The organism is Mesorhizobium amorphae CCNWGS0123, assembly GCF_001686985.1.
Classification (GTDB): domain Bacteria; phylum Pseudomonadota; class Alphaproteobacteria; order Rhizobiales; family Rhizobiaceae; genus Mesorhizobium; species Mesorhizobium amorphae.
Map to the genome: position 1 here is coordinate 5,384,143 of NZ_CP015318.1, position 26,715 is coordinate 5,410,857.

The 26,715-nt window shown below is 63.2% G+C and carries 1 protein-coding gene and 1 pseudogene; both read right to left on the bottom strand.

What is annotated here, in order from left to right; translation table 11 throughout:
* Positions 1 to 17: 17 nt before the first annotated feature.
* On the bottom strand, positions 18 to 25,946 hold the full coding sequence (locus tag A6B35_RS25245; protein ID WP_081482299.1) for a matrixin family metalloprotease: 25,929 nt from the start codon (positions 25,944 to 25,946) through the stop codon (positions 18 to 20).
* 355 nt (positions 25,947 to 26,301) lie between these two features.
* A pseudogene (locus tag A6B35_RS36450) lies at positions 26,302 to 26,406 on the bottom strand (ATP-binding protein); the annotation flags it as partial.
* Between the last annotated feature and the right edge of the window lie 309 nt (positions 26,407 to 26,715).

The following is a 26,715-nucleotide window of genomic DNA, read 5'->3' on the forward strand; positions in this document are numbered from 1 at the left end:
GCGCCGCCATCATTGTCTCATCGTACTCCAAACAGACTGGACAGGCGCGACAGCAGACCCTTGCGGTTGCTCCATTCAGCGAGGCCATTGACGTCGTCCGAAGCTGTGTCGCCATCGTCCTGGTCCGCATCAGGCGCTGCATCATGCGCACCCTCCTGCTGCCGACCCTGTGCGGCAACAAAGGTTCCGCTGGCTTCGTCAAACACCCAGTTGAGATGGCCACTTGGCTGCAAGCCGGAAGTTGCCCCTGTCAGCACGATATCGCCAGTTTTCGCGCTGGCATCAGCCTCCGAGTCGGATTTCGCCACCGCCGCCGCATCGGCGGAAGCGCTTGCGGTCGATATCGTCGTGACGTCGCCGACCGCTTCAGCCGGGGCAATGCCGGCGCTCTGCAGCAATCCATGCTCCTGCGCGCCGACAAAGACGCCCAGGCCTTCATGGAAGAGCTGCGTTTCAGCCACCTGACCAGCGGATCCGGCCTCAGGCAGCCGGCGCTCGCCGACGGCCAACTCAGCCGACATCACGCTTGCTTCGTCCTCATCGTGATCGAAGCCTGCCTGATGGCCGATTTCGTGGATCAGCACCGACAGCAGATCCATCCGTCCATCGGCCGGGCCGCCCGGCAACGCCGTCAGGCGGCCGGAGGCATCGAGCTGGAACTCGCTGCTGTCGAGAGGTGACAGGTCAACGAACCAGCCATGTCCGGCCGCGTTGCGATCGATCAGCACCGCAGCGAACACCGACTGTGCCAGCGCCGAGCCAGGCAGATCGACGATCTGCACATCCAGGCTCGACAGCTTGGCAAGCTGCGTCGCGTCGAGTTGGCCGCTGGCCGACCAGATCGCCATCGCCTGCGCCAGCATCGCCCTGGTCTGATCGATGCCGATCGCCGTTGCCGTGTCTCCCGTCTGGCCAAGCGAAGCGAGTGCCAGCTGATTGGAGCTGGTGCTGAACGCCGAGGCGTTGGTGCGGATCTGCAGCCGGTCGAAGGACGCCCCTGCACTGCCTGTCACCAGGCCGAACTCGCCATCGGCAATGGCTGCGTTGAAGCCATAGCTGCCGACGAATGCACCGTTGATGGTGATCGAGAGGGCAGCGCCTCGTATGGTCAACTGGACTTCATAGTCCGTCGTTGAACTGAGCGTGCGCACGAAGCCCTGATCGATCGCCGTGCCGCCTTTCGACGTCACGTGTCCGACCAAAACCTTCTGGGCGGCCACATCCAGCGTGACGAACTTGTAGTCATTGGCGCCGTAGTAATCGAAGACGATGCCACCGGTCCCGGCGGTCTTCAACTTGGCCGTCAGTTCCAGATAGGCGTCCGTCCCGATCGCCGGGCCGACATCCAGCAGGTTGGTGCCGGCGCCGGCCGCTGCATTAAGCCTGCCGCCCGAGAGCGTCCAGCCTTGAGCTGCGGTCTTCGACATCGGATAGGTCGGTGGCGCGTCGAACTCGGCTGCGTAGTCGAGCGTGATCTGTGGCGGCAAGACCTGGACACGGAAGTTGTCCACCGTACCCTTCGAGCCACTGTTGCCTACACCGACGAGGCCCTTGTTCAGCGCCACCGGCTGGCCGTCGACGATGCGCGGCGCGAAGGTGTAGCTGAACCAGTTCACGCCGGCCACCGTCAAAGTGACGGTCGTGCCATTGACTGCGAGCAGAACATCGTAAGCCTGGTTCGCCTTGAGCTGCACCGGCTTGTTGGACTTGACCGACTGATGCCAGCCGCTGGCGTCGCGGTAGCCCATCTCGATCTGGTCGTTCGAGATATTGATGCCGGCATATTTGAAATCCGTCGGCGAATGATAGTCGAAGATGATGTAGGAGTTGGCTTTCCAGCCGCCCGTCGGCTTGTCGGTCGTCAAGGTCGCCGCGATCTCGTAGTAGATCGGCGTATAGGCGTCGAGATAGAGAACCGCGGCTGCCTGGTCCCAGGTGCTTGCCGACTGAACGGTGAGCTTGCCGCTGGTGACAGCGAAATTGCCCTCGTCAACCGCCACGACCTTGGCATTGCCATCGTTGAAGTCAGCCGTGCGCAACACGTCTCGCTTGCCGCCTGGGATGTTGCCCGCCTGGGGATCCGTCGGACCGCCGGTCTGATCCTGCCAGAAGCCATGGTCCTTCTGGGTGATCAGGCCGATTTCACCTTCCACGCCGCCCATGAACATATGAACGTGGCTGTACTTGTCGTCCCCGTTGATGCTGCCGGTGTCAGCGGTGCGGGTGATGTCGACGCCGTCGCTGAATGCCTGCGCATAGAGGAAGTCGAACAGTTGCGGCGGCACCTGGCGGCTTACCGTCGCGATACCGAACGGTGCGAACGGCACCAGGTAGGTATTGAACTCCCCGACCCAATCGATCAGGCGGTCGCCACCGGTGTTGCCGATCAGGATGTCGAGCCCGGCCCCGCCGAAAACGCGATCCTCATACATTGGATGCGTCTCTGGCTGGTCGTTCAGCCAGTTATTGGTCGAGCGTACATCGTCGGCGTTCATGAGGTCGTTGCCCCAGCCGCCATAGATGTGGTCGCGGCCGGTTCCGCCAACGATCCAGTCATTGCCCAGGTCACCAAAGACCGCATCGTTGCCGTCGGTGTTGCGCTCCGCAAACGCCGTCGGCGTGCCGTTCGGCGCAAAGGCGATCGCACCGTTGACCAGCGGTCCTTCATTATCGACGAGGTTGAGGAAATACTGGCGCGTGATGGGCGGCGCGCCTGTCTTCCATACCGAACCGTCGGCGTTGAACATGATTGTCCGGCGCGGATCGTACTCGTCATACAGGAAGAACTCGCCGAGCCGGCTCTGCACCGGCTTCGGTGCGTTCCACGGATCGCTGTCAGGACCAAACTTCAGTACGTCGCCTGGATTCCACGGCCGCGAGAAGTCGGTGCGCACGATGCCCACGACATTGCCCGCCGCATCGAAGCGCTGCGTGTAGGAATCTGGCAGAGCTTCGCCGCCGCCGACCGCATCGTCGCCGGAACCGCCATGGATGAAGTCGTCACCCAGGCCGCCGAAAATGATATCGTCGACGACGTTGGCGTCGAACAGCGGATCGTCACCGCCCTGCGCATTCGGCGTCAGATTGTAAGGTGTCAGGTCGACCGCCTTCTTCATCTTGCCGCCGACATTGATCGTCTCGGTCTGCACCTGTCCGGGCGTGTAGATGAACTCGTTGAGCACATCGCCCTGGCTGGTGCGCGTATCCGGATCGGTCGCCAGCAGTGGCAGCACGCCGAACAGGCTTTCGCCATAGGTCGCACTGTTGCGGCTGGTGAAGATGCGGCCGTCGTCACCCAGGATGCCGTCCTCGCCGGTACCACCGGAGATCCAGTCATTGCCCCAGCCGCCGATCAAATCGTCGTTCTCGGCATCGCCGAACATCCGGTCATGGCCGCCGCCGCCATAGGCAGTGTCGTCACCGGTCTCGCCATGGAACTCGTCGTGGCCACCGATGTCCTGCTTGGCCCAAATGCCGAACTCGCTGCGATAGGCAGGATCGTTCGGATTGGTTCTGGAGAACAGGTCCGGACTGAAGTCCGGGCCGCCCGGCGTGTAGTCGAGCAGATGGATGCCGCGCACGACGAGGCGTTCGCCACCGGCGCGCGCCGGGTCGTTCACGTCGTAGTTGAACTGGACATAGAGCTGTTGCCCGGCCGTGCCGTTCGGATTGATGTCAGTGTGATTGACGCCGACGATCCGCACGATGTTGCCGTTGTCGCCGATCATGGAGTCGGCATCGCGAGCAAACCGCGAATTGGCCAGCGTGCCGTCATTGGGCAAATTGTCGTCATTGCGGTCGATCTCGATGCCGGCGCCGCCGAAAATGTAGTCGTCTCCGTCAGACCGCGCATTCGGATCAGTGAGGCTGAAGAAGGACGAGGAACCACCGATCAGATCATCCTGGCCGAGGCCGCCGAATATCTGGTCGTCGCCGCCACCGCCTTCGATATAGTCCTGGCCGTCAGTCGCCGCCGTGAAGGAGGCGATCACCGTGAGCGGACCGATCGGATCGGTGACGCCGCCGGATGTACGCGATGCGCCGACATGCGAGGTACCGGAAAAGGCAAGCTCGATGCCGCCGTCGCCCTGCACCACGTCATGGCCGAGCTGACCGAACAGTTCGTCATGGCCTTCGCTACCGGCGATGTAGTCGTTGCCGAAGCTGCCGACGCCGACCGTGCCCTCGTCGAAGGCGAAGGTGTGCAGCGCCGCGTAGTTGACCGAATACTCGCTCCACCACGGAGCACCGTCCGGATCGCGATACCGCCGAGCGATGCTGTCGACCAGCAGCAAGCCGCTGTTGTCGGCATTGACCGTGCCGAGGCCGGCCGGCATCGGTCGGTCGGTACGGCTGTACATCAACGTCCCGGCCAGCGTCTGGAAGCGCAGGCTGAACGTATCATCCAACAGATTGCCGTCAGCGCCGCCCTGGCGCGACATGTAGACGTTGTCGCCAAAGACGCGATCGTCCTGCTGGTCGCCATCGAGCAGATCATGCCCGGCGCCGCCGACGATGACGTCGCGGTCGAGGCCGCCGAACACCACGTCGTCGCCGCCATTCTGCAGTTCGGCCGATTTGATGCCGGTGACCAACACCAGCTCGGTCGTCTGGATGCGCTGCTTCAAAACCGACGGCAAGTTCGGATCGTCGACGAACATTTCGATCACGCCGTGATCGGCGAAGATGATGTCGTCGAAGTCGCCCAGCACGCCGGTGGCCGCGATCGAACTCGGCCCATAGCCGAGATGCGAAGCGCCATCGCCGAAGATCAGGTCGTCGCCCGCATTCATCAGGTCGCGAACTGACGACTTGACCGGCTTGATCGTCGTGCCGTTGGTGTCGGCATCCGGATTGGCCGAAGGCAACGGGCTGTTATCGACCGTGTCAATGAACAGCTGGCGCGTGAAGATGTTCACGTTGATGCCGCTATCGCCATAGATGTGATCGGCGCCGCGGTTGCCGATGATCAGGTCGTCGCCGGAACCACCTGCAAGATGATCGCCAGCCTGGCTGCCGTAGATTGTGTCGTTGCCCGCGCCGCCATAGATCGTCAGGCCGACGCTCGGCAGGTTTGCCGACGGCGTGCCGGCGAACAAGGCGCTGGCGTCGATGATGTCGTTGCCGGCGAACTTGTAGCGGTTGGCGAGCGGGAACACCCACTCGTCATCCTCATTCTCGCCGTCCTGAAGTTCCGGGAACGGATCGAACGGCTTCTCGCCGAATTCCATACCCAAGACATTGTGCGCCTGGCCGGAATACCAGATGCCGTCCTGGCCGGTGTCGCCATAGATGACCAGTGGCGAGTTCGGCCCGGCGCCGCCGGTGACGACAATATGGTCGCCGCCGATGCGCGCACCGCCGTCCAGCGTCACGTCGATGCCGGAAACGGTCATCGCAACACCGGCTTTCGGCGTCAGCGCAACGCTCTGCAGCGTCATCACGGTCGCATTGAGCGCCTGGATGGTGAACGTGCCGGAAAATCCGCTCAGCTGCACCTTCTGGCCCACATGGAAGCCATCCGCCAGCCAGCTGCCGGCGCTGCGTGTCAGGCTGTTGGTGGCGATGTTGACGGTCGCCGTCCCGGTGATGATGCGCGGCTCTGCGACGTGTAGTGAACGCTCCGCATAGCTGTTGAACGCGTCGGGGGCGAGCACTGTACCGGCCGGCTGGCCGGCGCGTGTGTTCGGTGCGCTCAGCACCAGCACGCTGCCGTCACCCCATGTCAGCGCGGAGTTGGCCGGCGCCGGCAGCGTCGCGTCGGCGATCGCCAGAATGGTGCGCGTATAGGTTTCGCCCGCAAGCTGGATCACCTGGCCAACCTGATAGCGGTCCTCCGACCAGTCGCGGCCATCCTGACGGGTGATGACGATCTGTCCACCGGTACCGGCGGCGATGTTCATCGGGCCGGTGCTTTCCACATGCATGTTGCCGCCACCATGAACGAGCGTCAGCCCGCCATGCTGGCCTTGCACGTAGAAGCTCTTCACCGCGTCGTTTTGCGTCGCGAGCGGCGCGCCTTCGAGCGTCAGCGAGAAGCCGTCTTCCGATATCTCGATGATGCGGAAGTCGCGCTTGCCGTTGGCATCGACCATCGTCACCAGATGTCCGGCGAGATAGCCTTCATCGGCCCATTTGACGCCGTCTTGGCGCGTGACGATGCCGCCGGTGTAAGTCGGGTCGACATCGACTTCGGCCACCACGGTCTGCAGCACGGCGTTGGTCACCGGGTCGATGCGATTGATGGTGCGCGGCGCTTCCGAGACCGGCGCGAGTTGTCCGCCGATGACGTGCATGACCGCGCCGACGATCGCCACGATCTGATACTCGCCCTGCGCAAAATCCTCGTCGATCGAAATGAAGTCTCCGACCGCAAAGCCGGCCCAGTTGCCGCCGTCGGTGCGCGTAATGACACCGCCCGCCGTCGTGCTGGCCACATCCACCGACTTGTTCGGCGTGATCACATCCTTGTCGAAAGCGGTGATCGTGTGCAGCCCATCTGCAACACCGGCGAGCGTCGGTCCGCTCAGAACCAGGATCGAGTTGTCATTCGGATCCGCGCCTTCGGCCGGATTGGCCGGATTGATCAGCGCATCATTGATGGCGACGATCGTCCAGACGCCCGGCAGATTATCGATCTTCACCGTCTGGCCGACAAGGAAGCCCATCGCTTTCCAGTCGAAGCCGGTGCGTACGATGGTGCCGCCATTGACGCCGGATGGCGTTACGTCAAACGTGTTCGTCACCTGCACCGGCGGCGCAGGATTGAGCGTACCCTCGATGACGAGCTTGTCGTTGCCTTCACCGAGCATCAGGTTGACCACCTCAATGGTGCTCTTGGTGTCGTCGGTGCCGAAATCGCCGTTCGAGTCGACGCTGATGCGTCCGAAGCTGATGCCGCCCGGGAAGAAGCCGGATTCACCGAAGGTCGGATCGCCAGTCACGCCAAGCCCCAGGCTTAGATCGTCAGCCATGTTGAAGCCGGTGAGCGTGGTCTCGGTCAACACGCCGTCGACATCTTCCTTGCTGGTGTCGTTGAAGATGTTCAGCACGTCGATCTGCTGCGATTCCGGCGGCTGCTGACCGATCGCGATCAGGAAGTCGTCGGCTTCGCCTGGCAGCTTGAGACCGTTCTCGAGCGAACGGTCGGCGCCGGTGACGCCGCCCTCGACAGCCAGCGGTCCGCGCAGCTTGGACAGATAATGGCCGGAAACCGGGAAGACCTTGACGCCTTCGCGGTTGATCGGCACTTCGTATTCGGTGTCGGCGCGCAGTTCGACCGTCTGCTGCTGGTAGTAGTTGGCCGGAGTGAACACAGCCACGGCCGCCGTGCGAACCACGCGCACGTCGCTCAGCGTATCGCCGAGATGCGGCAGGATCTGCGCCACATTGGTGCCGGTGATCTGGATGGTGGTGTCCTTGGTGTCGTTGTCGCCGCGGATGATCGCGATCTTGAAGTCGCCGATCAGATTGTCGGCCGAGTCGAACAGGCGGATCCACTGCCCCTCGAGGAAGCCAAATGCCAGCCAGCCATCGTCCTCGTCGCCAAGTCCGTCGATGGTGATCCGGTAGGTCGGAACACCTTCTTCCGTGACCTGCTCGAAGCGGATGTCGCCGGTGTACTCGCCGTCCCGCGCCAGATCGGACAGGATGACGTCGGCCTGCGCGCCCGTTGCGGCGAACAGCTTGTCGACCTTGAAGAACTTTCCGTCCGCATCGATCGAGGTAATGAAATAATCGCCGCTGTCTGCGCCGGCATTGCCGATGCGTATCTGCTGGCCGACGAAGAACCCTTCATCGACGAAGCTGCCGAGATCGGCGCCAACGCCCCGCGTGACCTTGCCCAGACCACCATCGTTGGCGAAGACAAGATTGCCGTCGAATATCTGCGTTGGCCTGAGGCCGCCAATGATGTCGTACCCGGAGCCGGGCGTGACCGCGATGCCGTTGACGCTGACGACATCCGCCAGACCGTCGGTAAGTACCGCGACGCGCACGCCGGTCGACGGCGCCTTGGTCAGGCGGATCGTATAGTCGTCGGTGTCCGATCCATCGCCGTTGAGCAGCGTATTGCCTTCACTCTCCAGCACGACCGCGCCGGCGCTGTCATTGTCGATCACGTCGATGTCGACATAGCCTGGGCCTGAGCGCAAGTTCGGGAACACGTAGTCGTGGTCGGCGTCGACTGTCAGCGCCTGGTCGAGCTGGAAGAAGATCGCCGCCGTGTGCGGGTCCTCGCGCGGGATGTCGTCGCGCGCTTCGATGCCGACGCGCACCGCATCGTCCCAGTTTCCGCTGTCGAAAGTAATGCGCCAGTAGCCGTCGGCACCCTTGAACATGCGGCCGTCGAGATCGTTCGGATCGTCGACGTCGTAGATCATGATGTTCTCGTCGCTGAATTCGTTGACGAACAACTTGACGACGATCGTGTCGCCCGCTTCGGGCGCCTTGGCGAGCTGTACCAGAAGTTCGTCATTCAGCTTGGTCGTGGCATTGCCCTCGATGACCAGCGAGCGGCGATCTTCGGTGTTCGTGCCGGGTGCCACTTCGGTGACATAGATTCCGGGCGTGTCGTTGTCACGCAAGTCGACCTCGACGTTGCGCACGTCCGCCGCGTCGAAGGGATCGCCGTCCGGATAGCCAGCCGCCAGCACTGCGGGTGCGACACCGCTGGTGTCGGAGATGACGCTGTGCTGAACGACGACCACCCGATCGCCCTCGGCGCGCACATCGTCGGGCGCGTAGATGTACACGTTCTGCGCCGTGTCCCAGTTGGTGCTATCGAAGGCCAGCACGATCGAACGGTCGTTGATGATCGTCGGAACGCCGTTGATCATGATGACATGCTGGAATTCGCCGTCGGTTCCGACGGCGCCGGGATCCAGCGTCGAAAGCCAGATTGTGTCGCCGATGCCATTCGGCAGCGGTGCCGGATTGATGAGGGTGCCGTCTTCTTCCTGCTGTGGCGAACGTGCCGCCGCGATCGTCACATAGACGATCTGGCCGGCCAGCGGCGCGACCGCCAGCCTGACGGTGTAACTGTCGACATTGCGCGGTCCGCCTTCGCGAACGGCTGTGAAGCCGTCCGTTTCGTCGATGCGGATGATGCCCTCTTCGGGGCCGGCCACGTGATAGTCGAAGCCGTCGACCAAGACGCCATCGTAGAGTGGATCGCCGGAGGTGACGAGGTGGTCAACGGCACCGGACGCGCCTTCGAGTTCGCGCGTGATGATGTCTTCCGTGACGTCGCCCGCGACATTGATCGTGTCGGAGCCCAGACCGCCGATAACGCGATAGGCCACGCCGAAAGCCGTCGATTGAACGAAGAATTCGTCGTCGCCTTCAAGTCCGTCAACCTCGACCACTTCGATCGTGGTGTAGCGGACATTGAGGCCGGCGCCGAAGATGCCCTTTTCGGTGATAGCGAAATCGTCGGCGAATTCCGTCCCGAGGATGACCAACTTGTCAAAGCCGGTGCCGCCATCGACCGAGACCGGCGCGTTGACGTTGTATTGCACTTCGTCCTCGCCGCCGCCGGCGCGGATATCGGGCGCACGCGCGACCGAGAAGCCGAGCCCGATGATCGGCTTGGCGACGCCGAACTCGTCCAGCACGATGACGTCGTCGGTGTAGTCGTCCGGCGTCGAGTCGGCGTCGGCGAAATTGATCACGCCGTCGCCATTGGTGTCGAGCGTAACCGCCGGCAGGTCGTCCTGATCGATCGTGCCGTCACCGTTCCAGTCCTGGTTGGCGACCGCCGCAATGGCGAATGCGCGGACGATGAACAGGTCGTTGTTGTCGTCGCCCTCGAGCCGCAGCTCGGCCTGGTTGGCATAGACCCGGAATTCGTCGTTGCCGGTGCCGCCCTGCGCGACCATCGGCGCACTGATGCCGGGGCTCAGCCAGCCGCGCGTCGTGGCCACCATGTCGGGGAACACGTCCTGGTCGAGCAGGGCGCCGCCGAAGAACGGCGTGACGCCGTCTTCCGGATCGCCGGTGCGCTTGGTGCCGAAAATCTGGCCGATGTTGAAGGAGTCGTCGCCGGCGCCGCCTTGCAGCGAAACGATCGCCGAGGTGTCGTCGGAGTAGAAATTGTCGTTGCCACCCTGCCCCTCGATGGTGATCCGGCCATTCAGCGCGGTGTCGTAATTGACGCGCGCGACTTCGTTCGAGGGCTCATTGTCCTCGATCGTGTCGGCATAGGTCTTCGGCTGTCCGTAGACCATGGCGACGTAGGCCGGACGGTCGGCGGATTCGTGCGGCAGATAGTTGGCGCCGCGCAGCAGGAAGATGTCGTCGATCGGCTTGTTGCCGCCGACCAGACCATTCTGCGACGAATTGTACCCGAAGATAGTCAGTTCATCGACACCGTCGATGGAGCGCCCGCTGTCGAGGATGTTGATGACGTAATTGCGCTGGAAGTCGGTGCCAGCAGTGCCCTGCCCCGGATTGTTGGAGCCAAGGGTGTAGATCTCATAGACATCGGTGCCCGACACGCCGTCCAGCGTGAGCGTGTGCTCGGCCGCGGTCTGCATATTCGGAGAAGTTCGCGTCGCGGTATCCTGGAGGTAGTAGACGCGGAAGCGGTCTTCGCCATCGACGTTGTTCACATCGAGGTTCTGGCTGCCATAGGCGCGCGTCTTCGAGCCGAGGAAGACGTAGCCGGGGCTGCCCTGCGTGTTGGTGCCGCCAGCGCCCGACGTGTCGCCAAACTGGATCGTGTCGACATCCGTGTTGCCGAAGATTCGGGTCAGCACGGTCGGTCCGGTAACCGGGTCCGCTGTCAATGTCGGCGTTGCCGAGCCGACCGGCGCGCCGATCGTCTTGTTACCTGGCGCCACGGTTGCGTTGGCGATGATGCGGCCACGCAGCACCATCACGGTGCCGAAAGCGACATCCAGATTGACGAGCGCATGGATGACTTCATCGGTCGCCGACACGTCGCCATAGATGTCGATATTCTCGGCCGCCAGCGTTTCGCTGTTGGAGTCGAGCGTCACGTTGTCGCCGACGCGCAGCAGCACGGAACCCTTTTCGGCGAAGATCTGGCCATGTGTGATCGCACGCAACGCATCGGGCTGGAAGGTCGGGAAGGTGGCGCCGTCTTCGCCGAAGCGGGCGCTGCCGCTATGCAGCAGGTCGAGGTTCTCGCCCTGAACCGAGGTCTCGCGCACCGTGATGCGGATATCGCCATCATAGGTGTGCGCCAGCACCAGTCGCAGATTGCCGGCGGTGCCGCCGGGAACCTCCGGCGCTTCGGCCAGATAGATGTTGTTGCCGGCTTCAAGTGCGACGTCGTCATCGCTCGAACCGCGCGATGAATCGATCTCGAGGTCGTTGGTAAAGGCGCCGATGGAGCCGTTGCCGTTGGCGTCGAGGTCGATGGACTGACCCATCACGTCGGCCAAGTCGTCGCCCGCGCCGTTGTTGCGTGAATCCAGGATCGAGCCGGCAACGGTCCTCAGCGACACATCACCGATCGTGTGGACGGTATGAACATGCATGTCGCCGACGACTTCGTCGAGGAAGATGCCGAGCGTCGAATCCGCGCTGATGTCGAAGGCGCGCAGTACACCAAGCCCGCCGACGCCATTGCGGTTGTCGACGTTGATCTCGAGGAAATTGCCCGGTTCACCAATGCCGCCCAGGGGCGAATTGATGTCGAGCAGTGTCGGGTTGAGCACCTGGGCGGCGACCTGGAAATGGGTCGGATTAAACAGCCCCACGCCAGCGGCCATGGTGATGTTGCGGCCGGAGACATCGGCCTCGATCAAGGTCGGGTCGCCGTTGTCATCACGCGCATCAAGAATGCGCCGCGGTGAATACAACAGCACATCGGAGGCGTTGGAGCGAATGCGCTCGACGCGCATGTCACCGGTCTTTTCCGTCAGCGCGATGTAGCCATTGGTCAGCACGTCGATGTCGCCATTGCCGGCGATCTCGGTGATGCCAAGTACGTTGACGGTGGTCGCCGTCGGCGCGGGATTGGCTGCCGCGACGATGATGTCGCCGCCGGCAACGACCGAGCCTGCTTGCAGCCCGGGCAGAGTGCGCAGGCCAGTTGCTGGGTCGAGGCCCCGGAAATCATAGGTCGACGCGATTTCCGTGTTGCCGGTGGCGAAGACGCCACGGCTCAGCGACGGGATCGCTCCGGCATCCGGCCGGAAGAAATTGTAGTAGGTCTGTCCGCCTGCAGGCAGCGCAGGCGCCTTGACCAGCAGGCCGCCGGACTGACCGTCGCCGAACTGTTCAATGCTGGCTTGCAGCAGTACGTCCGCCGTATTGCCGGCCTTGATCCGGTCGATCTCGACGACGTAGAAGCCACCGGCCGGCGCCTCGCGCAGCAGCGCCTTGAGGTCGAGGCTGATGTTGCCGAGCGCGTCAGCGGTGAAGGTTTCAGCTGAAATCAGGCTGTGCAGATCGGTCAGCGCGCCCGCCGGTGCCAGGTCGATGGCTGTGCCGGCCAGGGCGTTTGCCAACGTGGTCGCCAGCTTGACGCTCTGCCCGTCGGGCGAAGCGATGATGTAGTAGTAGCCGCCGTCGGTGAGCCCGCCGATGGTTGTCGTCACGGCATCGTAGCGCACCAGCTGACCGGTATAGAAACGGTTCTCGACGCCGAGGAAGATCTGGTTTGTCAAGTCAGCGACACGGCCGGTGTCGAAGCCTATGCCGAGCGGCAGGCCGGCGCTGTCGACGATGTCGATGTTCACTCGCGCCCCGGTGGAGCCGATGTTTTCGTCGGCGCGAATGTTGAGGATGTGGGTGCGAATCAGCGACTGGCGGCCATCACTGCCCGTGACGCCGCGATCGTTGGTGGCGAACACCGATCCGTCTGTGTTGACGATCGACGTCGTGCCGATCGGGTTCTCGATCGTGCCATTGATGTAGATGTCGGAACGGCCGCCGGTGTCGGTGATCTCGATCAGCGTCGGCGCGACTTCGCGCACCACGTTGAAGGTCAGTGTCACACTCTGCGACGGATTGAGCCATGCCAGCGGCTGCTCGTCGGTGACGACATCGATATTGTTGATAATGATGTCCTTGTCGGACTCGTTGCGGATCGACACGCGCTGCAACGTGTCGCGGAACGTCCAGGTGCCGCCTGCGCCGGTCATCGAGTTCGAATCGAAAACCACGTCGCCAGGACCCGGATTGACGATGTCGTTGACGACAATGTCGTTGCTTTGGATCGTGCTGCCTTCGCCTTCGGTGGCGCTGCCGCCGCCCGCGGTGTCGTTGACCGACACTTCGACCGCGACGTCGATCTCGCCGTCGGCGCCGACGACCAGTTGCTTGATGACCAGTTCGGGTGAACGGCCGGAAAGAATCAGCACGTCAGAATTGAAATTGATCGATTGCGGCCTGTCATCCGGGCTGCTGCCGCTCGATCCGCCGGCGGCGAGCGAGCGCTTGCTGTGATCGGCGTTATCTGTCTGCGAGATCGAGCCGTTCACGGTCGAGGCAAACAAGGCCAAGTGCTCGGCCGAGCTTCCAGGTTCCTGCGGATAATCCGGATGTCCGAGCACGACATCGTTGTTGTCGCGCGGACCGGCTGTCACCAATGCGCCTGCCGCACCGAAAATCTCGGACGAGGCGTCGGTGTCGTTATGCGCATCGGAATCGACGAAGCCGAACAGGCCCGTCGACCGGGCATAGGATTTCGTATGCGTGTCGACATTGTCGTAGCGGGTGATGAGGTCAACGCCTTCCCAACCCGTCAGGTCGGCGCCCGCGTTGATCCGCACCTGTGCATCCGGCCGTGCCGTGATCGTGCTTTCGGCCTCGCCTTCGCCATAGAAACCGGCGCCGCGCCCGTCGCTGCCGGAGAAGACATGGAAGTTGTCGACCCGCGCCGCAAGCGAGGTACGCCGCGCGCTGAGCACGGCGTTGGCCGCCAGCGAGACGATCGCGTCGGCCTGATCAGCATCCGGATCGGCGTCCGGGGAGCCAATATTGACGTGCGTGATAGCGTCGCCGTCGCCGCCGAAGCCGACGCCGGAGGCAGTCGATTTGGCCGTCACATCGACGGAGGCGTTCGCCGTGCCCTTGGCCAGTTGCCCGGCCAGCACGATGGCGTTGGAGCCGATGGTGGACGTCGTATTGTACTCGATCCGCACGTCGGTGACCGGATCGGCCAGGCCGACCGCGCCGCCGGCGCTCGACTGCGACGACGCGCTAGTGATGGCGCTGCTCGCCGACGCCAGCGTGAAGTTCTTGCCCGCGACGATGCGCGTATTGTCGCTGATCGTTGCCGCGCTTGTTATGTCCTGGAAGCTCCGCGCATCGGCGTCGCCGATGGCGACGAAGCCGCCGGTGCCATTGACCGCGTAGGACGATGTGTTGGTCGTCGCCGATGTGCTGACGGTGACGTCGCCCACCGTGGTGATCTGTGTCGCGGAAATCGTCGCCGAGACGTTCGGATTGCTGATGATGTCGGCGTCGTTGATCTGCACGCCGACGAAGCCGCCGCCGGACCCCTTGGCGTAGGCGGAGGATATCCCGTCGCCCGATTGCGGAGCAATTTCGCTGAGCGGAACCTCGCCCGGACCGAACAGGAACTGGCCCGGCGCCGCCGAGGTGGCGCCGTCGCCGATGTCGATGCGCAACTGCTGCTCGCTGTCGACATCGTCGGAGATGTCGATCGCGAGTGCCGTAAGGCTGTGATTGCCGTATGGCCCGGCCAGGCCCGTTGGCGTCAGGACTATCTGACTGCCGCCGCTCGGCGCATTCCACAGTTCGAACGTGTCGTCGCCTGCTCCGCTGACGCCGCGCACATAATAGGTCTTGCCGTCTTCCAACCCGCCGATCGGCAGATTCTTGGCGTTGACCAGCGAATGCGTATCACTGGCGCCGACATTGAGGGCCGGATCGGCGCTGAGGCCCTTGTTCGGGTTCAGCGCGATGATCGGCTGATCGAAGGTCCTCGTCAGCGTGTCTTCGGTGACGCTGTTCGCGACGGTAAGGATCAGCGTGCTACCCGATACACTGGCGATCGTGAACGTGCCGGAATTGACGACACCGCCGCCGATGAACAGCGTGCCGGCTGCAAAGCCGTTGTCGGCCCAGTTGAGGCCGTCAGTGCGGATGATACGGTCGCCAGCGGCATTGCGAACGAACTGCACCTGTTCGGTGATCGCGTCGTTACGCTTGAGCTGGATCGTCGAGGGGTTGACGACATGCACACGATAGGCCTGGCCGTCGACCAGGCCGCCAATCGCCAGGCCCGTTCCGCCGCTCGCATTCTTGACGTCGTAGACGACGTGCTCGCCCTCGGCGAAGCCGTGCGCCAGCGCGTTTCCGTCATCGTCGAAGAAGCGGATGTTGTCGGCGCTGCTATCGGCGATCAGCGAGCCGTCGGGATTGAGGCTGTTCGAATTGACATCCACCTGGCGACTGACGAAGGTGCGCGCGTCCGGCGCCTCGTAGGTCACCGCCGTCCCGTTGACGAAGCCATGCCCGGAGATGGTGATGCTGTTGCTCGCGACATCGTCCGGCTGGAAATTCTTGAGGTAGTTCTGTGGGTTGACCGCCTTGTCGAAGGTGCTCACCAGCTTGATGTGTGACCCGTCGATGACCAGCACGTAATAGAGGTTGCCCTCGGTCAGGCCGAAGCTGTCGACTGTTTCGTCCGGTCCCGGATAGTAGCGGACGGCATCGCCGCTCAGGAAATTGTGGCCCCCCGCGAACTCGATGATCTCGGTGTCTGGATCGATGTCGGCGGCGTTGAAGACGGAGCCGAAATAGAGCGTGTTCGGATCTGTCACGCCTGCATTGACGACATTGATCACGCTGTACTGACGGTTGACGGCCGAATCGGCCGGATCCGGCCAGTTGAGGCCCGGAATGACGTTGCCGCCGCTACCGGCATCATATTCGACCGTGTCGCCGGTGACCAGTCCATGCCCGTTCACGGTGATCGTGTTGGCGGTGCCGTCGACATCGAGAATCTCGTAGGTCGGTTGCGTGCCGGGGATCGGCGACGCGGAGGCTTCGACCAGGATATCGCCGGTCGCATTGATCACCGCGCCCGCGCCGATCGAGCTCGCAACCGTCGGGCTGACATGGGTCGTCGCATCCGAAGCGCCGGCTCCGAAAATGCCGCCTATCGAAATACCGACAACCTTGGCGTCGCCCTCGGTTTGCGCCTGTGCCTTCAGCCGCACATTGCGCGCCGACTGGATCGAAGTGTTGTTGCCGATCGAGGCGCTGACCGATGATGGGCTAGCCTTTGCGACGGCGCTGTTGATCGTCAGTGCGCCGAGAACGCCGCCACCGGCGGCTTCAGCCACGGCGAGCGCGCCATTGACAGCGAGGGCTTCGACCTTGATGTCGGTGACCGAGACGATGTTGGCGTTCATCGCGGCATTGCTCTGGCCATTGGCCTCGGCTTCAGCCACGGAAGCACCGACCGCCGCCGCGCCGAACGAATTCGCTTCGGAATTGGCGACCGCATAGTTGCGAATGCGCGACTTGATGTCGATGTCACCGGTGATGGTGAATGCACCGCCAGCGCCGATCGTGGTGTTGGCAACCGCATTGGACCGCGCGGTCGGCACCGAGCCCTGGCCGCTGAACAAGCCGCCGCCGGAGGCTTCCGCATAGGCCTTCGCGCCGCGGTCGGTCGCCGTCTCGCCATCGTAATTGTGCGACGACAGCATGACGATGCCGCCGGCGTGAATCGTCGAATTGCCGCCGATCGATGCGGCCACCGTCGGGACGACATTGACTGTCGCCAGGCTGGTGCCGGCCGCCAGTGCGCCGACCGAAAGCGCGAATATGTCGCCGGTCGCATCGTGCAGCGTCCACGCCTCGACCGTGAGGAGGCCGGTCGCGTTGATGTTGGCGCCGCCGCCGATCGATGCCTCTACGTTCGGCTGAACATCGACAAAGGCGAAATTGAAGGTCAGCGCGCCGAGCCCGGCAGCAAGCGCGAAAGTGTCTGAATCCGCGTCGATCGTCGAGTCCGCATGGACCGTGATGGCCCCGGCGGTATCGGTCTGACCGATCTGACTGCCCGCGCCGATCGTGGCCAGGACTTCCTTGGTGTTGTCGTCGTCATCACCGATGGTGACGTCGCTGTAGGACGCGCCGACGGCCACCGCGCCGGCTTGTATGCCGGTCGTCAGCACGTCAAACGTCTGGTTGCTGCTCGCCGAGACCGTAAGGCTGGCCGCGCCGTTGACCACCGTGTTGTCGAGCAAGCCGGCCTGAATGCGGCTGGTATCGTTGACCACAGCGACCGATGCGCCAAGGCCGACGAAGCCGGCCTGCAGGGCGACGGTCGTGACATCGACATCCTGGCCGAAATGGCTTTCAACGCGGATGGCGTTGCCAGCCTTGAGGCTTCCGCCGGCCTTCGCCCGCACCTGCCCCGACACATTGACGACGGAGATCGAGGCGCCCAGGCCAACAAGACCGGCGCCCAGGCTGCCGACCAGCATGTCGACTTCCATCTGTTCACGCGCGTTCACGTCGATGTCGTGACCCGCCTCGACCGTCGCCCCGCCTTCAACGGAGGCGGTGGTGCCGCGCTCGTCGGTGACGGCGGCGGTCAGCTTGTTGGTCAGTGCGCCGGAGGTCAGCGCATTGGCATCGACCTTGTCACGGGCGCCTTCAACACCGGCCTTGACCCGTGAGTCGGCCGTATTGTTGTTGGCGCCGCCGCCGAAGCGGCTCAATTCCCCGGTGACGCCTTCGACGCCGTCGTCGGCCTGTTCGCCGGCCTCGTCATTGGCGGTCTTGGAGCTTCCGTCGTCCTTCGTTGCGTTGCCGCTGCCACCCTGGTTGTCCTGGTAGGAGTCGCTGAACGCCTCGCCGACCGACCAGACCGACACGGACGCGCCGAGCCCGCCGACGCCGATGCCGCCGCTGAAGGCGAACCCGCGCAGGACCTTGATCGCAACCGCGCTGACCGACACGTCGCCGTGCGCCCGCACCATGGCGTTGGCGTTGATCGCGGCAACCGTGTCGTTCTTGATGCTGCCGAAGTCGATGCCGCCGGCCAGACCGATGAAGCCGGCGCCGAGAGCGCCCGCAAAGGAGGTGACCCGGACCTCATTCGCCGCGTTGACATAGACGCCCTGCGCGCCCGACACCGTACCTGGATGAGCGACGTAGTTTGCAGCGCCCTGATTGATGTCGGCGCCGACCCCGATCAGCGCCTTGGTGTCCGAATTGAGCAGCGTCACGGTGACGGAGCCAGCCAGGCCGACATAAAGGCCGCCCGCACCGGCGACCGTAACGTTGGTGACCTCTTCCGACGATTCGGCCTGCACAATGACGCCATGCGCCTCGGCCGTACCGAAGCCGCTCGGATCGCCACCGCCGACGATCGTGCCGGTAAGCACGCCGCCGATGCCGGCGCCGTTGCCGGACGCGTCGATGCTGGCATTGTCGCCGATCGTCGCTTCGGTGAGCTTGTCGACTGTGACGACCGCGACCGATCCGGCGGCGCCGCCGCCCGACAGGCCGATGGCGACCGCACCCGCGACAACCACCACCTCGGAATCGTCCTTGGCCATGACGGCGACGTCGCCGCCGGCGACAATCGTCGCGTTGGCGCCGACGCGGGCATAGGTCTCGGTGTCGAACGACAGCACCGAGACGCCGCCCGCCAGGCTGACCGTGCCGCTGAAGGCAAGGCCGGCCGAGACGACGATGACCTTCTCCTTGGACGTGGCGATCACCGCAACGTCGTTGTTCGCCGCCACATCCGCGCCGTCATTGATCGTCGCGAAAGTGTCGACCTTGATCACCGACACGTCGACGCCGGGCGCGCCCGCGCCCGATCCGCCGAAGGCCGCACCGGCCCCGACGCCGACATGGCTGAAGTCGCTTGCCGCCGCAACCAGGACGGACTGTCCTGCATTTCCGGGACCGGCCATGTCCTGATTGATCTGCGCATCGGCTCCGATGAACGCTTTCGTCTTGGTATCGACGACGTTGACCGCCGCACCGACAGCCACGCCGACCGAACCGCCGCCGCCGACGGAAATCGCAAAAGTCTCGACATCATCCTTCGCCGAGGCCGAGACAGCGACGCCACGGAAGCCGGTGTCGACCGCCGCAGTCGCGACCCGGTTCTGGGTCAGCCCCGGATCCTGCTGGACGTCGTCGCCACCCTCCTGGTCGAGGTCCTTGAACTGGGTGAGGCCTGACGGCGTACCAGCCTCCAGGCTGCCCGCGGTCGGCTGGTTGCCGCCCTGCGGCTCGAAGCTCGACATCGCCTGGCTGCCCGCGTAGGCGACTTCGTAGCGGCCGGTTCTCGCCGCGACCGTGCCGTGGCCCTCGCCGGTGACGCGTGCACCTGCGCCAATGAAGGCATCAGTCACCTTGTCGACAACCGCAACGCCGGCCGCGACGCCGACGCCGGCGCTGCCGCCAATCGCCACGCCGCCAACGATCAGGTCCATCTCGGTCTCGTCGAGTGCCTGGACGAGCACGCTGCCTCGTGCCCGCACATCCGTGAGGCCGCCGATCGGCGCCAGCGGATCCGATCCAATGAAGGCGCGGGTCTTCAGGTCCAGCACGAAGACGTCGGCCGTCAGTGTGACGCCCGCGCCGCTCGACGCGCCCGCAGCCACCGAGAACGAACCGATGTCCTCGTTGCCGGTGGCTTCGACCGTCACATTGCCGTCGACGTCGATGTCGGCGCCCGCCTCGATCGATGCAGTCGTTCTCTTCGTCAGCGTCGACACATTGACGCCGGCGCCAACGCCGGCATTGCCCGCGGAAACCGCGAGCGAGCCTGCGACTGTCAGGATATCGGTTTCGTCGCTTGCAAAGACCGAGACGCCGGGATCGTTGGCGAGCGTCTGGCCGGAAACCTTGCTGTTTGCGCCGATGCGAGCCGTCGTTGTCTCGGTCAGCACCGTCACGGCGACCGAACCGGCGACCGCTGCCTGCGCGGAGGCCGCGCCGGCGGCTGCGATGACCAGCACCTCATCGGTGGAAATCGCCGACACGGAGAGGCCGTTTGCGCCACCGGTGACCACATCGGCGTCGCCGTAGAGCTCCGCCTTCACGTCATCGAGATGGATAAACACGGTTCCGGAAACGCCGATGCCGGCGCTTTGGCCGAACGCTGCCGCGCCGGCCAGCAGGAACACGTCCGCATCGCCGGTCGCCGTCACGGAGACATCTCCGCCGGCGCCCAGATGCGATTTGTTCAGCGCGCTGCCGGCCTCGACGAAAGCTTGTGTCGAGGTGTCGAGATAGAGCACGCCGACTGACGCCGCGACGCCGGCCGAGCCGCCGGCGCTGCCGCCGAACGTCGCCGCGATCGAAGTGATGTCGTCGAAGGAGTCGGCGTTGATGACGATGTTGCCGGCGGTCGTATCCAGATCCGCGCCGCCGCCCATCCAGGCGCTGGTGTTGCGCGTGATCACCTGCACGTCGAGGCCGATGCCGACGCCGGCATTGCCGTTCAGCGTCAGGCCGATGCCGCCCGCCCCGCTGACCACGGTCAGCAGGTCCGTCGACTCGATCTTGATGCCGGTTCCGGCCTCGAGGTCGGAGTTGTCGTTCACCGAGGCGTGCGTCTCCATGAAGATCACGTTGACGCTGGACGAGCCGCCGACGGCAAAGCCGCCGGACGCGCCGGCGATGCCGGCGGCGAAGCTGGTGACGGCCAACGAGCCGATGACCGGCAGGTTTTCCGAGATCGGCAGCAGTTCGGCATGCGAGGTGACGTTGATCGCGCCCTGCGCTTCGGCGTCGAGATTGATGCCTGTCTCAGCCTTGGTGCTAAGATCGTTGACGATATTGACCGTGACCGCGATGCCCACGCCGCCGCCGCCGCTGCCGGTGCTCAAAGCCGCACCGCCAGCCAGATTCTGCATTTCATTGAGACTGACGGCGCCGATCTCGATGTTGCCGGTGTTGGCGTCGAGATCGACATTGTCGCCGACCGAGGCCAGCGTGTTGACATCGAGGTAGTTGACGCCAACCGAGCCGCCGACCGCGGTGTTCTTGGACACCGCGCCGGAGAGGGCGCGCGCCTGGAACGTGTTCTTCTGTCCATTGGCGGTCGCGGCGCGGACCTCGATCGATCCGGCGGTCAGATCGGCATCTGCACCGATCATCGCGTTGTTGTCCAGGAGCACGATGTTGAGGCCGACCGCGGCGGCGACGCCGGTATCGGAACTGGTGTTCGTGGACGTAGCCGTGGCCAATGCCCGCGCGTCGGTCGTGCTGATCGCCTCAACCTTCATCGCGCCAGTGCCAGAGATCGTCACATTGCTGGCGATCTGCGCCTGGTTGTCCGCATCGAGGAAGTTGACGGCGATCGTCGCCGCCACATTGGTGCCACCGGAGCCGTTGCCGCCCTGCGTACCCTTGCCGGTCTGCGTATTGCTGTTGCCATCGGCCTGGCCAAGGCTGCTGCCGCCGCTTTGCGAAGGCGTCTTGGTGCCGCCGCTCTGGTTCTTGGCCATCTCGGTCTGGTTGGTCGTCTCCTGATCGGAGCTGGCACTATCCGTTGTGCCATCAGACTTCTTCGTGGATTGGCCCTTCGAACTCGCTTTGGACTCTGCCTTGGTGTCGAGTGTCGAGGTCGCGGTGATCGTCACCGTGCCGACATTCTGGAAATTACGGCCGAGGAGGGCGTCGTTGGTGACTTCGCCGATGTTCAGCGCAATCGACGCGCCAACGCCGACGCTGCTGCCGGCAGCTTCGCCATCGGCAAGCGTGTGCACCGTACCGGTGTGCGACGCTTGCGCGGCCAAATTGCCCGTCAGCGTGATCGCTGCGCCGCCGCCGGTGCCGATGTGCGCATCCGTATCGTTGTCGACATAGGCGACAGCGATCGCGCCGCCGATGCCGGTAGCGCCTTCGGCGCCGGCCTTGGCCGTCGTCGTCAGCGTGTCATTGGATGTCGCGGTGACGGTGAAATTGCCGGTCGTCCCGCTCACCGTCTCGCCGTTCTCGACGCCAGCAAACGTGCTGTTCAAGCCTATGCCGAGGGCTATCGATGCGCCGACGCCGACGCTGCCCGAGCCGCTTCCGGCCCCAGAGGAGGTCGCCGTCGTTGTGGTTACGGTCGTGTTGATCGCCGTCAGCAGAACATTGCCGCCGGTCAATGTAACCGTCGCGGCGCCACCTGCAGGCTGATCGGCATGGTCGAGACCAATCACGCCAAGCGTGTCGGTATCGGCGAAGCTCAGCGCGAACGAGCCGGCCACGCCGATGTCGCCGCCGCTGGCACCGGAGGTCGACTCGGCACCGAAACGATGCGTCACGTCACCACCGACGTTCTTCATCTTCGCTTCGGCTTTCACCCCGTCGGCCGTAATGATGCTGCCCGCCCCGATCGACGCCTCGTTGCGCATCGTCGCGATGTTGATCGCCACAGCGACACCGACAGCGGTGCCGCCGTCGCTCGTCTTTGCGGTGCCATCGGCTTCCGCCGTCGCGTCCATGTTGTTGGACGCCTGCAAATTGAGTTCACCGACGCCAGCGCCCTCGCCGGCAATAACAGTGCGCCCGTCATTGATCGACGCCACCGCCACTGACGATGAGACGTTGAGAGCAAGCGCTGCTGCTACGCTGACATCGCCGCCGCCACTTCCACCTGAACTGTTGGCCGACTTGCTGACGCCGTCGCCATCATTCGACTTGCTGTTGGCCAGATCGACTTCCTTGTCCCGCTGATCGTCGGCCTTGCTGTTGCCGTCTTCGTTTTCCTCGGCGCCAGCGGCGCTCGCGATCGACTCCGCCTTGCTGGAACCGTCATTGGCGGCCGACAGATTGATCGATCCGTTCGAACGAAGATTGCGGTTCGATGTCGAGAACGCACGGTTGTCCACGAAGGCAAGCGCAATCGCCGCGCCGATCGCCGTCGAGCCGATGGCGTCCCCATCGGCCAGCGTCGTGCTCACGCCATGATTGCTGGCGCTGGCCGACAAATTGCCAGTGATGTCGAGTTCGCTGCCGGAACCTATGGACGACTCGGTGTCGTTGTCGATGACGTCAATCGCCACCGCACCGCCGATACCGACATCGCCGCCTTCCGCACCAGCTTCCGCAGTGGTCGCAGCGGTATGGTCGCCGGTCGCAGTCATGGTGATAGCGTCGCCGGCAATGATGGTCGCGTTATCGCGGATCGACGCCGAGGTGGAATTGTCGACGATGGTCAGGGCGACCGAACCACCGATGCCGAGTTCGCCCGCGGCACCGCTCGCGTCGTCAGGAACCGCATCGGTCTCGACGTTGGTGGTGGAGTTGGCGGTGAGCGACAGATCCGCGCCATTCAGATTGATCGAGGCGCTTGCCGCGACGTCGGCGGAAGCCTCGGTGATCACGATATTGATGGCTAGCGAACCTGCCACCTGCGTCTTGGAGCCGTCGCCAGCGCCGGAGGTCGCCTGGGCGATGAAGCTGTCGCCGGCCGCGATCGTGGCGCTCAATGACACCGCACTCGCCGACAGCGACGAGGCGCCGCCGAGATAGCTGCGCGTCGTGACGTCGGCGATGCTCAGCACCACCGCAACGCCGATGCCGGTTGCGCCGTTAGCGGAAGAGTTCGTGTTGGTGCCGTCTGCCGTCGCCGTCACGTGGTCCGTCGATTGCGCGGTCAGCGTGATCGCGCCGCCGGATGTGAGGGTCGAAGCCTGAACGAAGGCTTCGGTCGTCGGCCGATAATCGGACACCGTCACCGCGCCGGCAAAGGTGATATCGCCGCCGCTGGTCGTCGCCTTGTCGGAGGTATTGCCGGCCTTGTTGGCGTCCTTCAGACGCTCCTCGGATTCGTTGTCACCGCCTGCACTTTGGTCCGATCCGCCCGCCGTCGACTTGGCAATCGTCGCAATGTTGCTCGTCAGCGTTGCACCGAGCGTGATCGAATTCGGCGTATTGCCGGCATTTGCGCCAATCGTCGAGCCGCCCGAGACATTTGCCCTGGTCGTCGCATTGACTTCCGAAACCGCAACGCTGGCGCCCTTTCCGCCGCTACCGCCATCGGCCTCGGTGGTCATCGTCAAATTGCTGGTCGCAGTCAGCGACACTGCGCCCGAGACACTGAGCACGCTGCCGGCGAGCACTTCGGTGATCGCGTCGCTGACCAGGACGGTGACGGAAACCGCCGCATCCTTCTTTTCATCGTTGTCGGAACCGGCATTGGACTCGTCCTTCGCCGTCAGCGTGACGGTTACGGTGCTCGACGCCGACAGGCTGGCTGCGGTCACATCGGTGCTGCTGAACTTGACCCGTGCTTCGGGCAAGATCGTCGCGATGACACCCGCAAGCGGCCCAACCTCGGCAGTCTCGGCTTCGACATTGGCCGTCGCGGTTGCAGTGAATTGAGCCGCGCCCGTCACGATGATTGTGGCGCCCGTCAGGTCGATGATCGCCTCCGGGGTCGCGAAATACGCGCCACCCGTGATTTCTCCATCGTCCGACGCCGCTGCTGTCAGGGTCACCGAACTGGCATTTATGGTGCTGGAAACGCTGATCTTCTCGGCGTTGACGTTGACTGCGCCGGCAGTCAGCGTCCCGGAGATCGTCACCTCATCCTTGCCGTCCTGGCCGTTGATTAAGAGCGCGGCCGAACCGAGGTTCACCGCAGCGATGGTCAAGGTATCCTTTGAAAAGATAGGAATGCCCAGATCGTCGCCGAGATTGATGGTCAGGCTGTTGCTGGGTTTGTTGAAAGTAATCGACTCGAATGTCGAAATGAAGGAATCCGACGACAGCGTCAGCGTCGCGCCATTGTCGGTCAGAGTCGCTTCATCGTCGGCATTGCTGGTCGTGATGACCCGGTCCGCAACGACACTGTTGTCGATGATCGGTTCGAGCCCGTCATAGCGGAGCACGACACCGTCACGCGTGATTGTGCCCGACGTCTGCCCAGTGGCTACGTACTTCACCGAGGCGAAGGTGCCGCCATCGAGAACCATGCTGTCGAAGCCGGCATCGCCGCCAGCCATGACGCCACTCAATCTTCCGGCCGCGCCAACAAAAAAGGTGTCCTCGTTGCCAGCGGAACCGATCAGGTTCTCGACCGTAACGAAGGACACCCCAGCAACATGACCCGAACCGTCGCCAGTAAGATGCCAGTCGGTGTCCTGCGGCGGCCCGACCACGGCGTCGCTGCCGGCGCCGCCACTCAACACAACCCTGCCAGCCAGAGCGGGGTCGATTTCGTGCAGCACAAAGCTGTCGTCGCCCGCGCCCGCATCAACGGTCAATGAGACCGACGGAACTGCGAACCTGTAGGCAAGCAGATTGTTGAATGTTCCAGCGTCAAGCACCGCCAGATCGTCATTGGAACCATCTGAGCTTCCGATGCGGATCACCCGCGCCTGCCCGGAACTGTCGGCATAGATGCGCTGGCTGGCCGCTGTATCATCCTCGACCGCACCAACGCTCTCCAGGCCTATGCTATGGGTCAACGCGCCGGCTTGCGCGGTAATGCTCCCTGACTGGCCGGTGTCGGTCGCGAGCCGCACGGCGTCGAAACTGCCACCGGTCATGGCCAGCGTGTCGTTGCCGGCACCACCGTCGAAGCGTACGTCGAGCGCCGCGAGGAAGTTTTCGCCGAAGTCGATGGTGAGCTTGTCGTCGGCAGCGGTGCCGCGCACCACGATATAGTCGACCTGCTGCACGTTGCGCTGGTCGATCAGCGTATCCGTCTTGTTGTCATAGATTTGGATCGCCTGGATCAGATTGTCATAGCGCAGCGAATAGTCGGCCCCGGCCAGGTCATTCATGTCGACTGCGAAAGGCAAGACGTCGGCCGACAGCAGATAACGCGCCTCAAGCGCCTCAAGCGCCAGGTTCGGCAGATCTGATGTCTTGCTGGGCCGTCGGGCTCGCCCCGGTGAGCGCCTCAGGAGCGAACTCGCCAGCCAACGACCAAATACGCCAGGGACTGGCGCCTCTTCTTTGTTGGATAATATAAATCTCTTCTGGAACGATTCAAAAAATGCTGGCCTCGACAAAATGTTCATTTTGCCCCCCGATATATGACCGCAGATATATGAATGTATGGTAGAACGCTAAGGTACATCCGAAAATTCTTGAACGCAAGACGATGCAAGCAATGCGACATGTCTATATTTGTGTAAAATTTGTGACAATATAGAATATCAATGTATATTTAGATATATTATGTTATGATGCATGAATGTTAGTTACGTGTTATGCGAATTGTGTTTAGTAAATCTGCATAATATCTCGTACTAAAAATTTTTGTGTATAATTTAAGCTGGTATTTCTAAAATAAAGCATGATTCTAGAAGCATTAACAGACCCGGCCTTGGGATTTCAGTACGCGCTTCCGTGACGGCAGCCAAGAAATCTGAAGAAGGAACTCGGCCATTCGCCGAAGGTGAGATTGGTGGTAGTGATGTTCGAGGTGCACTCGTAAAGCTTCGAGAGCATGTGTATCAACCGGCCTGCCGATCGCGCTCGACAGCACCGAGAATTTTTTGGCGTCGAGCGAAACATGCACGTCTTCGACCCCCGAAGACGGAAATGCAGTGGAAGCCATCAAAGCGTTACAGCTGTCGATCGGCCGACCAACCCGACGTACAGCAGAAACTCCTCATCTTTGAGCGCAGACTTTCTGCGTTCTGCTTCCAATGGCCCCAAATCAACCAAATGGCGAGCGACTACCGGAAGACGGGGGTTCGAGTCCAAGAAAAGCCGAAGTGAGTACGCCAATAAAATTCAACAAAATCAACAAGTTAAAGCAACGGTGGGCCCGGAGGGCGTATT

Coding starts and splice junctions, on each gene's coding strand:
- A6B35_RS25245 (WP_081482299.1), bottom strand. CDS start 25,946: ATGAACATTTTGTCGAGGCCAGCATTTTTTGAATCGTTCCAGAAGAGA.